A 12,499-nucleotide genomic window follows, 5' to 3' on the forward strand; every position below is an offset into this window, starting at 1 on the left:
CCACCCTATGCCGGTGCGACGGGCACCTCGGACACCGCCAGGGTCGCCCCGATCGGGATTCTCGCGCGGACCTCGAAGCCGCCGTCGGGCGCGGAGACCGCGGTCAGCGTGCCACCGACAGACAGCGCCCGGTCCTGCATACCGATGATGCCGTGACCGCCCGATCGACTCGACGAGACTGCGGGAGGGCTCGGCGGAGCGTCGTTGGCGACGATCAGCGTGGCCAGGGCGCCCTCGACTGCGAGCGCGACGCGGACCGCGGCCCCCGGCGCGTGCCGGGCCGCGTTCGACAGCGACTCCTGCAGGATCCGGTAGATCGCCAGCCCGGCAGTGTCCGACATCGACGCAGGCAGCCCGTGGCGCTCGATCGACACCGTCATCCCGGCGCGCCTGCTGCCCTCGATCAGTTCGTCGATGCGGCCGATGCCCGGGACGGGTGCGTTCTCGGCGAGTTGGCCGTCGCTGCGGAGCACACCGAGCATGCCGCGGATCTCGTTGAGCGCTTCGCGGGCCGTCGCGCCGATCGACTCGAACTCGGCCTTCACCTCCGGGGAGACGCCCGCGATCCGGTACGGCGCGCTCTGCGCCTGCACCACCACCAGGGACATGTGGTGGGCGACCACGTCGTGCAGGTCCCGCGCGATGCGCGTCTTCTCCTCGAGGATCGCGCGCCGCGCCCGCTCGACCTCGTTGACCTCCTCCTGCTGGGCGAGCTGACGGCGGGACAGTACGAGCCAGCGGATCAGCAGCCCGAACAGGACCAGGACCGTCAGCCCGAACGCCCAGCCGCGTCCGTCCTGACCGGGCGCGTCGGCGAGGAACAGCAGGGCGGTGGCCATCCATGCGACGCCGACGACGGGCAGCGGCGAGCGCATGCTCACGGCGAGCAGCAACGCCATGATCACCATGACGTGCACGACCTGCCACGGGAAGTCGTAGCCGTCGGCGCGGTCGTACACCAGCGGGATCACCAGCGCGCCGGCCGCCGAGATCGCCCATCCGAGAGCAGGATTCGCCCGAATCAGCAGAAGCGGCAATGCAGCGAGCCCGGCGATGACCGGCTGCACCCCGGCGGGCACGTGATGGGTGACCTGTAGCGTCGGCCAGGCGATCGCGTACAGGACCAGACTCACGAACACCACCAGCAGATCCAGTCGCTGGCCGGCGGTCAGTCGCTTCAGCCTCGGCGCGACCGCCGTAGCGGTGGTGCGCGCGGCCCTGTCCAACGCCCTCTTCTTCTTCCTCACACCGAGAAGACTAGGAATCCCGACCCGGAAAGTCCTCATACCTCGGAGTGAGATGCGCACTGGCACCCAGGTATGAGGGGCGCACCCGCTCGCCTCCCGGGTGCGAGCCGACGACCGCGCCGCAGGGTGATGTGCCCGTGTGTTCTCGATTCCTAGCGTCGATGACATGCGGAAAACCACCTGGACAGTGCTCACCGTCGGCGGCGCCATCGCCCTGACCACCGCGCTCGCGCCGCACCCTGCCGATGCCTCGACCGGGCCCGCTCTCGACGCCGCCGCCAGCACGGCCCAGGCCTCGGCCGCTCGGGCGATCGAGACCGTCACCTCCACCGACCCCGCGACCGCCGCCGCAGCGATGCCGGTCGACTTCGACGCAGTGATGGGGTACCGGCCGACGCGGATCGACGGAATGCTCGTCAACCCGCACGGTGACTGCTCCTCGCCGGTACCCCTGCCCGCCGAATTCGACACCGCCTGCAAGGGGCACGATCTCGGCTACGACCTGCTGCGGTACGCGGACGTCGCCGGCGCACCGCTCGGACCGTGGGCGCGCCAGGCCCTGGACCGACAGCTCGACGAGCGCATGCACGCCGCCTGCGCCACGCGACCGGACGACGAGTCCCGGACCTCCTGCTACGTGATGGCGAATGTCGCGACCGCCGCCGTGAACTCCAACTCGTGGCGGCAGAACTACGACGCCCCACGCCCCGAGCCGATCGGTGCGTACGCGCTCGCCGGCGGGGTGGGCATCACCCTGCTGGTCGGCGCCGCGGTGGTGCATCGGCGCCGCCGCGAACCGGAGTTCGCGACCACGCCGGCCGGAGGGGCGGTGCCGGCATGATCTTCGATTCTCCCGCAGCGGAATTCGACCGGCACCTCGCCGGCTGGACTGCCGGGCTGTCCCTGGCGGGTCCACGGGTGGCCACCACGGTGGCTCTGACGACGACCGCGGCGATCTCGCTCGCCCCCTCGCTGCTGCCGCGCGGAGCGACGACCCAGGCGCTGCTCACCGGCGTGCTGACGGCGCTCGGGTGGGGACTGGCCGCCCTGTGGCGCCGAATGCCTCGGCACCGACCCGGTTCGGGCGGCTCGGCGCGTCCGCTCGCGGCGCTGACCGGGGCCGTGGTGCTCGGGTGGTCGGTACTGGTCGCGGACCGTTGGCAGAACGAACTGCGCGCCGCGATGGGCGCTCCGGCGGTCGGGCCCGGGCACTGGCTCCTGGTCCTGGCGGGCGGCGCGGCGGTGTGCGCCCTGCTCGTCGGGATCGGTGGCGTTGTTCACGCCCTCGGACGCAGGCTCGGCACCGCGCGCACGCTGGCCGCACTCGTCACGGCCTGCCTCGCCATCACCTTCTGGGCGGCGCCCGCGGTGTGGAACCAGCTCGCAAGCTCCTACGCCAGCTCGAACTCCACCGTGGATCCCGCACTGCCACAACCCTCGTCGCCCTCGATGTCGGGCAGCGCGGCATCGCTGACGCCCTGGGACTCGCTCGGCGCGGAGGGACGCCGATTCGTCGCGGCGCCCGCAGCGCCGAGCGTGGCCCGCACGTACGTCGGCGTGGACACCGCGCCCGACCTCGACTCCCGGGTGCGGCTCGCGGTCCGTGAACTCGACAGGTCCGGCGGATTCGACCGTGCGAACGTGGTGGTCGCGGTGCCCACCGGTTCCGGCTGGCTCGACGCGAACGCGGTGGCCGGTTTCGAGCGGCGCTTCGCCGGCGATGTCGCCGAGGTCGCGGTGCAGTACTCGGTCGCGCCCAGTTGGGTGACATTCGTCTTCGGTCGCGACGCCGCACAGGAATCGGCACGCGCCCTGTACTCCGCTGTGACACAGCGTGTCTCGCAGCTGCCGACGGACCGCCGGCCCAACGTCTACCTGTACGGCCAGAGCCTCGGCTCGGTGGGCGCCAGCGCGGCGCTGCGCGACCCGACCGTCGCAGCCCCGTGCGGCGCCCTGTACGCGGGCCCGCCTGCCGGCGCCGTGCGCACGGACGGCGCGACGGTGCTCGCGAATGCCTCCGACCCGGTCGTCCGCTGGTCGCCCCGACTGCTCGTCGCGCCGCCCCGGCTGGACGAAACCCGACCCGACGCCCCGACACCGGGTTGGCTGCCCGTGGTCAGCTTCGTGCAGACCACCGTCGACCTGCTGACCGCACTGGACGCCCCGGCCGGACACGGGCACCGGTACGGGACGGACCAGGGCACCGCGCTGCCGCAGTGCGCACCGCCGGACGCCGATTGAACGCCCTTCCCCTGGCCCGGACGCACGAGGACACTGGACGAATGCACACCGTCCTGATTCTCGGTGCCGGTTTCGGGGGGCTCGAGTTGGCCGCATGCATTTCGGAGTCGCTGGCCGACGAGGCTCGTGTCGTCCTCGTCGACCAGAACGACTCGTTCACCTTCGGATTCTCCAAGATCGACATCCTGTTCCGCGACAAGGCGCCCGAGGCCGTCCGGATCCCGTACGCCGACCTCACCCGACCGGGCGTCGAGTTCCGTCAGGAGCGGGTGACCTCGATCGATCCACGGACCCGGCGGGTCGTCACCGACCGGTCGGAGTACGAACCGGACACCCTCGTCGTGGCGCTCGGCGCCGACTACGACCACGCCGCGACGCCCGGATTCGTCGAGGACGGCCACGAGTACTACTCGATCGACGGCACCTGCCGGCTGCGGGACCGCCTCGCCGAGTTCACCGGCGGGACCGTGCTGATCGGGATCCTGAGCGTGCCGTTCAAGTGTCCGCCCGCCCCGTACGAGGGCGCCCTGCTGCTGCACGACCACCTCACCCGTCGAGGTCTCCGCGACGCCGCACGCATCCATGTCGTCTCCCCGATGCCCGCCCCGATCCCGGTGTCCGCGGAGACCTCGGCGGCGCTGGTCGCGGCGCTGGGCGAACGCGACATCGGGTACACGCCCGGACTGCGCGTCCAGTCGCTCGACCCGGTCCGTCACGTGGCGACCACCCGCGACGGTGAACTCGCCTACGACCTGTTCATCGGGATCCCGCGGCACCGGGTGCCAGAGGTGGTCGAGGCGTCGGGGCTGACCGAGGGCGGTGCGGACGGCTGGATCCGCGTCGACCCGGGCACGCTCGCCACGCCGTACCCGGGTGTCTACGCGGTCGGCGACTGCGCGGACGCCCCCGTCCCCCGGGCCGGCGTCTTCGCCGAGAACGCCGCCCGGACGGTCGCCGCCGGTATCGCCGCACAGCTGCGCGGATCCCCGCCGCCGGAGAAGTACCGCGGCCAGGGATCGTGCTACATCGAGTTCGGCGGCGGACTCGTCGCCAAGGTGGACGCCGACTTCCTCTCGGGTCCCGCGCCGGTCGCGCCGCTCTACGGGCCGTCGGCCGAACTCGCCCAGGAGAAGGCGGATTTCGCGGCGACCCGGCGTCGCCGCTGGTTCACCGGGTGACGCGAACTGTGCGCGCGTTTCACCCCAGTCGGGGTGAAACGCGCGCACAGGCGCGGAGCGCTACTTGATCGGGCCGCGAGCCGCCTCGTAGGCCGCGCCGACCCGGTACAGGCGCTCGTCGGCCATGGCGGGAGCCATGATCTGCAGCCCGACCGGCAGGCCGTCGTCCGCGGACAATCCCGACGGCACCGACATCGCGCAGTGCCCGGCCAGGTTGGTCGGCAGCGTGCACAGGTCCGACAGGTACATCGCCAACGGGTCGTCGACCTTCTCGCCCAGCTTCCACGGCGTGAACGGGCTGGTCGGCGAGACCAGCACGTCGACGGACTCGTAGGCCCGGTCGAAGTCGCGGGCGATCAGCGTGCGGACCTTGAGCGCCGAACCGTAGTAGGCGTCGTAGTAGCCCGACGACAACGCGTAGGTGCCGATCATGATGCGGCGCTTGACCTCTTTGCCGAATCCGGCGGCGCGCGTCGCGGCCATCACCTGGTCGGCACTCATGTTGCCGTCGTCGACGCGCAGGCCGTACCGCATCGCGTCGAAGCGGGCCAGGTTCGAGGACACCTCGCTCGGCAGGATCAGGTAGTAGGCGGCGAGGGCGTACTCGAAGTTGGGGCAGGACACCTCGACCACCTCGGCGCCGAGCTCGGTGAGTTGGGCGACCGCGGCGTCGAAGGAGGAGATCACGCCCGGCTGGTAGCTGTCGGAGTGCAGCTCCTTGACCACGCCGACGCGCACGCCCTTCAAGTCACCGGTGGCACCCTGGCGCGCCGCCGCCACGACCGGCCGGACCGGCGCATCGATCGACGTGGAGTCGCGCGGGTCGTAGCCGGCGATGACCTCGTGCAGCAGCGCGGTGTCGAGGACGGTGCGCCCGCAGGGGCCACCCTGGTCCAGCGAGGACGCGCACGCGACCAGGCCGAACCGCGAGACGGTGCCGTAGGTCGGCTTCGTGCCGACGGTCGCGGTGACGGCTGCGGGCTGACGGATCGACCCGCCGGTGTCGGTCCCGATCGCGAGCGGGGCCTGGTTGGACGCGAGCGCCGCCGCCGAGCCGCCGCCCGAGCCGCCGGGGATCCGGGTGGTGTCCCACGGGTTGCGGGTCGGTCCGTACGCGGAGTTCTCGGTGGACGAGCCCATCGCGAACTCGTCCATGTTGGTCTTGCCGAGGACCGGGATCCCGGCCTCGCGCAGCTTCGTGGTCAGCGTCGCGTCGTACGGCGCGACCCAGCCCTCGAGGATCTTCGAGCCGCAGGTGGTCGGCATGTCGGCGGTGGTGAACACGTCCTTGAGCGCCAACGGCACTCCGGCGAGCGCGGACGCGGGGGCGTTCCCCGCCGCGAGGGAGTCGTCGACGTCCTTCGCGGCCGCGAGTGCCTGCTCCCCCGCCACGTGCAGGAAGGCATTGAGCTCGCCGTCCACGGCGACGATCCGGTCCAGATGCGCCTGGGTGACCTCGACGGAGGAGACCTCGCGCGTGTGGATCTTGGTCGCGAGGACGGACGCGTCGAGCGCGGTGAGGTCGGCGGTCACTGCTCTTCTCCCAGGATCTGCGGCACGGCGAAACGGTCCTGCTCGACGGCCGGGGCGCCCGAGAGCGCCTGCTCCGGGGTCAGGCCCGGCACGATGACGTCCGGTCGCGTCACGTTGGTGATCGGGTTCGGGCTCGCGGTGGGGGGCACGTCGTCCGCGGCGACCTCCGCGACGGCCTTGACGTGGCTGAGAATCGAGTCGAGCTGGCCGGCGAACTCGTCGAGTTCGGCGTCGGACAGCGCGAGCCGGGACAGCCGGGCGAGGTGGGCGACCTCGTCACGGGAGATGGCAGGCACCGCGTGGGCCCCTTTCAGGTCAACGGACAACGATCGCCTGTCAGCCTATCGGCTGCGGCCGATCCCGCTGCGGGCAGCGCCTTCGATCGCGCCGCCCGCGTTTCGATCCCGCGGCGGCCACATGTCGGCGATGTGACCATTTTGCGGCGAGCTGCGGGTTCTCGACCGGTCCGCCAGAGCTCCGCCATGTTGGGATCCGCCGCCGTCGGTCGATGGTGAAAGGATGACTCCTGCGGGGGCAACGACGACCTCCGGCGATCTGCGCGACGAAGGAATCGGTGTGTCCTATCTACTGCGTGTCCAGCTCCCCGACCGGCCCGGCAGTCTGGGTTCGCTGGCAGTCGCACTGGGCTCGGTCGGCGCGGACATCCTCTCGCTCGACGTGGTCGAGCGTGGCGCGGGCGTGGCGGTGGACGACCTCGTGGTCGACGTCGCACAGGGCTCGCTGCCGGACACCCTCATCACCGCGGCCGAGCAGCTGAGCGGAGTCCACGTCGACTCGATCCGCCCGTACTCGGGATTCCTCGACACGCACCGCGAACTCGAGCTGATCGACCAGGTCGCCACCGCGCGCGACGACCGGCTGCAGGTGCTGGTCGACGGCGCCGCGCGGGTACTGAGGGTCGGATGGACGGTGGTGGTGGGCATCGGCCCGCACGGCGCTTTCCGGGTGGTGGGCAGCCCGGGTGCACCCGAGACCCAGGCCGGTGACGTGCCGTGGATGCCGCTGCAGAAGCCGACAGTGCTCGACGGCGAGGCCGACTGGGTTCCCCAGTTCTGGAAGGACATGAACACCACGCTCGCCGCGGCGCCACTGGGGCACTCCGGGCGAGCACTCCTGCTCGGCAGGCCGGGCGGACCGGACTTCCGGCCGTCCGAGATCGCTCGGCTCGGCTACCTCGCCGGCATCGTCGCCACCGTGTTGGGCTGAGGACCGCCGACCTCCACGAAGGCTGCGCCTCAGGCGATCTCGCGCACCAGCACGGTGAGCGACATCCCCGGCACCGGCTCCCAGTTCCGGTCCGGCGCGGGGGTGAAGTCGTAGCGGTCGTAGATGCGTCGGGCGTCGACCATCTCCGGCTCCGTCGAGATGACCACCGCGTGCAGACCGCGGTCGTAGGCGGCGTCGAGGACGTGCCGCACCAGGGCCGAGCCCGCTCCCTTGCCGCGCGAATCGGGCGAGACGGCCAGCATCCGGAACTCGAGTTCGCCGGTCGATGCGACGTCGGCGAACGGTGAGCCCGGTTCCGCGATGGTCACCGAACCGACCACCTCGCCGTTCATCTCCGCCACCACGACCTCGGCCTGGTCCGCTCGGGCCGCGGTGTCGCGGAGCCGGGCAACGTAGTTGCTGGATTCAGCGACGAATCCGCCACCCACGTAGGTGTCCACAGTGAGGTGTGCGACGGCGTCGAAGTCGGCGGGGTCGACGGGGCGAATCGTGATCATGGGGTCACTATCGCAGCAACAACGCGCTGTCCCCAAACTCGTGCCACAGGTAGCCGTGAGTTAGCGCGGCCTCGTATGCCCGCCGCACGACGGACTCCCCCACCACGGCTTCGAGCAGCATCAGGTGCGATGCGCCGGGCGCATGCCACCCCGTAACCAACCCGTCCACCACCCGGGCGCGGCGGTGTCGGCCGAGCACCAGATCGGTCCAGCCGGCCCCCTCAACCGCCCGCCCGCCGACGGTCGCCGCGGTCTCCAGGGCCCGCGTCACGGTGGTCCCGACCGCGATCACCCGGCCGCCCGCGGCGCGGGTCTCGTTGACCAACCGGGCGGTGGTCGCCGGCACCGCATACCGCTCCGGCAGGGGCGGCTCGCCCGCCTCCGGCGACGAGACACCGGTGTGCAGCAGCACCGGCGCCACCAGCACCGACCGCGCCACCAGATCGGCGATCAGAACGTCTGTGAACGGCCTTCCCGCGCTGGGCATTTCAGCGCTGCCGGGATCACGACCGAAGACGGTCTGGTAGTAGGGCAGCGGCCAGCGGCCGGAGACGTACGCATAGGTGACGGGCCTGCCCTCCGCGGCCAGCAGGTCCGACGTCACGTCCGCCATCCCGTCCACCCGCGCCCGCCACAGCCGGCGCGACCCGGGCGGCCACGGCTCCAGGAGCATCACGGAGGCGTTGCGCGGCAGTCGGATCCGTGTCCCGACGCCGATTCCGGGCAGCGGCCCGGTGACCGGACCGGGCCCACGAACCTCGACCGCCCAGTCCTGTCCACCGAGCGGGCCGGAGCCGAGCGGGGTGGAGAAGTGCACGACCACGCGGCCCTCGCCGTCGATCTCGGCGTCCACCGCTGCCGGCAGGGTCGCGGAGGTGTTCACCACCAGCAGGTCGCCGGCGCGCAGGAACCGCGGAATGTCACGGAAGACGCTGTGCTCGAGCTTTTCCCGATCGGACACGAGCAACCGGACGCCGTCGCGTGCCAGCCCCCTCGCCTCCGGCGGAACGTCGGCCTCCTGCCGGTGCGACAACTCGAACCGGGTCCGGGGTTCGGACGTCCGGTCGGCGGTGGTCATCGCCGTGCCCCCACCGCGTCGTCCCACGCCGCGGTCAGGTCGGCGGCCCGGTACCGTCCGCTCGGCGGTCGTTCGTCGAGCAGTCGGAGCAGCGCGGGGACCACCGTCTCGGGCTCCGGCCGGTCGGAGATGTCCTGCCCCGGGAAGGCCGCCTGATGCATGGCGGTACGCATGTCGCCTGGGTCGAACGAGTACACGGCGACGTCGGGTTCCTCGACCGCCAGCACCGCACTCGCGTGGTCGAGGGCGGCCTTCGCCGCACCGTAGCCACCCCACCCCGGATAGGCCTCCGCCGCGGCGTCCGAGGTGATGTTCACCACGACTCCACCAGCGCTGTGAGCCCACGGCAGTAGGTCGGCGATCAGCGCGAGCGGGGCGAGCACGTCGGTCGCGAACACCTCCGCCAGCGCCTGCTCCGGGTAGTCCCGCAACACAGGCAACGGACTCGGCCCGAGCGCGCTGGCGTTGTTGACCAGCAGGTCGAGCCTGCCGCGCCGGGACACCTCGGCAACCAGTGCGGTGCGATGCCGCGAGTCGGTCACGTCACCGACGATCGGCGTCATCGCAGGCGACTCCGCCGCCACCGCCCGCAGTCGTTGGGGGCGTCGTCCGGTGATGACCACCTCCCAGCCGCGGCGAACGAGTTCGCGAGCGAGGGCGCGGCCGAGTCCCGCCGATCCCCCGGTGACCAGTGCTGTTCGAGCGGTGTCCATGAGAGCTCCTTGCCGTCAACGGCTTCTGAGTCCATCCTGGAAGTTGAAGTTCACTTGATGTCAAGGAGGGCGACAACGTGCGGACCACGGACCTGCTGACGGTCGGCGAGGTGACCCGACGCAGCGGGCTCGCCGCGTCGGCCCTGAGGTACTACGAGAGCGAAGGCCTGATCGAGTCGAGCCGAACGTCCGGCAATCAGCGTCGATACCAGCGCAGCGTGTTGCGGCGGATCGCCTTCATCCGGGCGGCGCGCAGCATCGGACTGAGCCTCGAGGAGATCGCCGACGCGTTCACCGATCTGCCCGGCGGGCGCACACCCACCAGGGCGGACTGGACCCGACTGTCCCAGCACTGGCGCACCCGACTCAACGAGCAGATCGACGCGCTGGTGGCGCTGCGCGACGGCCTGGACTCGTGCATCGGCTGCGGTTGCCTGTCGCTCAAGACCTGCGCGCTGTCGAATCCCGGCGACGCCGCAGCCAGCTACGGACCGGGTGCCGCCTTCCTGCCGAGGGCGTTGCACCGCGACGACTCCGCCGGCAGCTCGATCACCCGGTGAGCGAACGCAGACCGCGAACTTCAGCGCCGGCGTTGAGGGAGAGTCCCTGGAGTGGTGGAAATCGGTGAGGCCCTGACCAGCAGACTTGGCGGCGTGTCGCTGCCAGACCCGGGGCGGGCCAGAATTTGGCCCACGACAACGTCGGGAGTGCCGATCCGGTCGGCCGAATCCGTTGCGTCTAACGGTTGACCTGCGAAGACGCCGATTTTCGGATTCGTCCGTCGGGCGGGTGGACAGCCCCTATGCTGACGCGGTCAGTGGGCGTCCGATGGGTGTAGCCGCCCCGTCATCACACCTCGTACGAAGGAATCTGCCATGTCTCGATCCCTGGCGCGCCGCTGCGCGTCCGTCCTTGTCGCCACGGCTCTGCTCGGCGGCGGTCTGGCCCTCGGTGGGGGCACGGCGTCGGCCTCGACCGCCCTGAAGGTGGGAATGAGTACGTTGGGTGTTCCGCTCGCATGTGTGGCGACCGGATCGAGCTGCGAATTGTGGGCTGAGGTCACCGATACCGCCACCCCAGTCACGTTCAGGCTCAATGGCACGGTAGTTGGCACGGCCATGCCCGTCGAGATCAACAACCTGAACTTTGCTGACCTGGCGTGGACACCGCAGGCGGCAGGCCATTACGTGGTGACCGCCCAGCAAGGCACCCTGTCCGATTCGTTCGCCCTGGACATCATCGACGACAATTCCGTGCAGGCTACCTTCCTGCGGTTCCAATATGCGCTCGAGACGTTCGACGGCGGAAGCGCTCGCGGACACGAGATCCGTTAGGTCAATTCCGGCCCGGCAGCGACACCCCCCCACCCCCCGGTGGGGGGCGTTTCCTCGAGCCCCGTAGTTGTTGACGAGCGGAGCTGCGACCGGAACTTTCATGCCGACCGACCCCTGCCTTGACCAGCTGGCCCGGTTCGTAGGTGGTATCGCCGACGACGAACGGACGGCAGATCTGCTTCGGCCGACCGGATCGGCACCACGATTGGCACTCCCGAATGACTGACCTGCGAAGACGCCAATTCTCGGGTTCGGCCGTCGGGCGGGCGGACAGCCCCTATGCTGGCGCGGTCAGTGGGCGTCCGATGGGTGTGGCCGCCCCGTCATCACACCTCGAGCGAAGGAATCTGCCATGTCTCGATCCCTGGCGCGCCGCTGCGCGTCCGTCCTTGTCGCCACGGCTCTGCTCGGCGGCGGTCTGGCCCTCGGCGGGGGCACGGCGTCGGCCGCGGAACCCGCCGGTGGCAGCCTGAGCGGCCCCCTCGCCGGCTTGCTCGGCATCCCCGTCTACGGCGACTTCCCCTCGATCGGATGTGATGAATTTACCTGCAACTTCTCCCCCTCGCGGATATTGGTTGCCGCCCCGCAGATTTTGGTCTCACAGTTGGCGATATCAGGCTCCTGAGCTCTCCTTCAGACCGTAGGCGCGCCCAGTCGGCTTCGCTTCCGCCCGCCCGGGGTTGAACTTCGCCCAGCTCTACATATGGCGAGTGCAGCACATGATGATCAGGCGCTACGGACGATCTGTGGCCATGCGGGCGGGAGTGTTGGCGGTGGTGCTCGGGGGCGCACTGGCGATCGCGTCGGGACCCGCCACCGCGGCTCCCGACGCCGGCTCATCCGCGCCGCAGGTACCGGCAGGATCGGCGATCGAGCCGCCCGTCGACTGCCGCCCCACCGATGCCCGGCCGTTCCGGTGATCGTGCTGCCCAGCGCCGACGTCAAGAAGGCCACCGGGGCGGCAAAGGTCGACAACGTCGCCCACTCGGCAGGGTCTTTCGTGGCGAACTTCTACCTCAAAGTGCTTGGCGGCGGCGCGGACGTGCACAATGTCGCCCTGCTGGCACCCGAGGTGCGCGGCCGCGACGGCGCGGGCCCACTGACTCAATACGGGGTGACAGATCCGCCGCTCACCCCGGTGCAGGTCCTGCAGGCGATGCCCTGGCCGTTGCCGGTGATGACGGCGGCGATGCCGGACATGGCGTCCGCGCTGCAGCTCAGTCCCGTCTCCGAGGTCTATCAAGCCGTGATGGACGACGGCCCCCTCACCCAGCCCGGGGTGCGCTACGCGGTGATTGCGACCAAGAACGACGCGGTCGCCACCCCGCTGGACCCTGCTCGTTCATGACCGAGCCCGGCGTCACCAACATCTTCTAGAAGACTTGTTCCCCGGCGCCCCCCTGGTGGTTCACTCGAGCCTTCGGTCGAGC

General features: G+C 70.8%; 15 protein-coding genes. 9 read left to right on the top strand and 6 right to left on the bottom strand.

Features of this window, described 5'->3' with window-relative positions; translation table 11 throughout:
* Positions 1 to 5: 5 nt before the first annotated feature.
* Positions 6 to 1,286 (bottom strand): sensor histidine kinase, encoded by a 1,281-nt coding sequence (locus FK531_RS16580; protein ID WP_142101243.1) that lies wholly within the window; start codon positions 1,284 to 1,286, stop codon positions 6 to 8.
* Positions 1,287 to 1,413: 127 nt separating this feature from the next.
* Between FK531_RS16580 and FK531_RS16585 the strand changes: the two genes are divergently transcribed.
* Genes FK531_RS16585 through FK531_RS16595 form a run of 3 tightly spaced genes read left to right on the top strand, consistent with a single transcriptional unit; the run spans position 1,414 to position 4,666 of the window.
* Positions 1,414 to 2,088, top strand: a complete 675-nt coding sequence (locus tag FK531_RS16585) for a hypothetical protein (protein WP_246098210.1) — start codon at positions 1,414 to 1,416, stop codon at positions 2,086 to 2,088.
* Positions 2,085 to 3,488: an alpha/beta-hydrolase family protein gene (locus FK531_RS16590; protein WP_142101245.1), complete on the top strand. Its 1,404-nt coding sequence runs from the start codon at positions 2,085 to 2,087 to the stop codon at positions 3,486 to 3,488. The genes FK531_RS16585 and FK531_RS16590 overlap by 4 nt, the downstream gene beginning before the upstream one ends.
* A gap of 41 nt (positions 3,489 to 3,529) precedes the next feature.
* Positions 3,530 to 4,666 (top strand): NAD(P)/FAD-dependent oxidoreductase, encoded by a 1,137-nt coding sequence (locus FK531_RS16595; RefSeq protein WP_142101247.1) that lies wholly within the window; start codon positions 3,530 to 3,532, stop codon positions 4,664 to 4,666.
* 60 nt (positions 4,667 to 4,726) lie between these two features.
* Here the strand turns inward: FK531_RS16595 and gatA are convergent, their stop codons facing one another.
* Positions 4,727 to 6,199 carry an Asp-tRNA(Asn)/Glu-tRNA(Gln) amidotransferase subunit GatA gene (gene gatA / locus FK531_RS16600; RefSeq protein WP_142101249.1) on the bottom strand — a complete coding sequence of 491 codons (1,473 nt, stop codon included), beginning with the start codon at positions 6,197 to 6,199 and terminating at the stop codon, positions 4,727 to 4,729.
* Positions 6,196 to 6,495 carry an Asp-tRNA(Asn)/Glu-tRNA(Gln) amidotransferase subunit GatC gene (gene gatC, locus FK531_RS16605; RefSeq protein WP_142101251.1) on the bottom strand — a complete coding sequence of 100 codons (300 nt, stop codon included), beginning with the start codon at positions 6,493 to 6,495 and terminating at the stop codon, positions 6,196 to 6,198. Before gatC ends, gatA begins: the two co-directional genes overlap by 4 nt.
* Positions 6,496 to 6,775: 280 nt before the next feature.
* Here gatC and FK531_RS16610 point away from each other — a divergent pair, with 280 nt between their 5' ends.
* Positions 6,776 to 7,426 (top strand): ACT domain-containing protein, encoded by a 651-nt coding sequence (locus FK531_RS16610; protein ID WP_142101253.1) that lies wholly within the window; start codon positions 6,776 to 6,778, stop codon positions 7,424 to 7,426.
* A 29-nt stretch (positions 7,427 to 7,455) separates the two neighbouring features.
* Here the strand turns inward: FK531_RS16610 and FK531_RS16615 are convergent, their stop codons facing one another.
* The 3 genes from FK531_RS16615 to FK531_RS16625 are packed head-to-tail and all read right to left on the bottom strand — an operon-like array spanning position 7,456 to position 9,735.
* Entirely contained in the window at positions 7,456 to 7,944 is a 489-nt protein-coding gene (locus tag FK531_RS16615) for a GNAT family N-acetyltransferase (protein WP_142101255.1), read from the bottom strand.
* A 7-nt stretch (positions 7,945 to 7,951) separates the two neighbouring features.
* Positions 7,952 to 9,022 (bottom strand): S-adenosylmethionine:tRNA ribosyltransferase-isomerase, encoded by a 1,071-nt coding sequence (locus tag FK531_RS16620; protein WP_142101257.1) that lies wholly within the window; start codon positions 9,020 to 9,022, stop codon positions 7,952 to 7,954.
* Positions 9,019 to 9,735 carry an SDR family NAD(P)-dependent oxidoreductase gene (locus FK531_RS16625; RefSeq protein WP_142101258.1) on the bottom strand — a complete coding sequence of 239 codons (717 nt, stop codon included), beginning with the start codon at positions 9,733 to 9,735 and terminating at the stop codon, positions 9,019 to 9,021. Before FK531_RS16625 ends, FK531_RS16620 begins: the two co-directional genes overlap by 4 nt.
* Before the next feature lie 77 nt (positions 9,736 to 9,812).
* On the opposite strand from FK531_RS16625, the gene soxR reads away from it, so the two are divergent.
* From soxR to FK531_RS16645, 5 genes are all read left to right on the top strand, one after another.
* Positions 9,813 to 10,295 (top strand): redox-sensitive transcriptional activator SoxR, encoded by a 483-nt coding sequence (soxR, locus tag FK531_RS16630; protein ID WP_142101260.1) that lies wholly within the window; start codon positions 9,813 to 9,815, stop codon positions 10,293 to 10,295.
* A 315-nt stretch (positions 10,296 to 10,610) separates the two neighbouring features.
* Positions 10,611 to 11,069 carry an Ig-like domain-containing protein gene (locus tag FK531_RS16635; RefSeq protein ID WP_142101262.1) on the top strand — a complete coding sequence of 153 codons (459 nt, stop codon included), beginning with the start codon at positions 10,611 to 10,613 and terminating at the stop codon, positions 11,067 to 11,069.
* A 352-nt stretch (positions 11,070 to 11,421) separates the two neighbouring features.
* Positions 11,422 to 11,694 (top strand): hypothetical protein, encoded by a 273-nt coding sequence (locus FK531_RS16640; protein WP_142101264.1) that lies wholly within the window; start codon positions 11,422 to 11,424, stop codon positions 11,692 to 11,694.
* A 127-nt stretch (positions 11,695 to 11,821) separates the two neighbouring features.
* The gene (locus FK531_RS22445; RefSeq protein WP_181762992.1) at positions 11,822 to 11,989 is read left to right on the top strand and encodes a hypothetical protein; all 168 of its coding nucleotides are present in this window, start codon (positions 11,822 to 11,824) and stop codon (positions 11,987 to 11,989) included.
* On the top strand, positions 11,986 to 12,417 hold the full coding sequence (locus tag FK531_RS16645) for a lipase family protein (protein WP_142101265.1): 432 nt from the start codon (positions 11,986 to 11,988) through the stop codon (positions 12,415 to 12,417). The genes FK531_RS22445 and FK531_RS16645 overlap by 4 nt, the downstream gene beginning before the upstream one ends.
* Positions 12,418 to 12,499 lie beyond the last annotated feature (82 nt).

The sequence above is a fragment of the Rhodococcus spelaei genome, from assembly GCF_006704125.1.
In the GTDB taxonomy this organism is placed as follows: Bacteria; Actinomycetota; Actinomycetes; order Mycobacteriales; family Mycobacteriaceae; genus Rhodococcus_G; species Rhodococcus_G spelaei.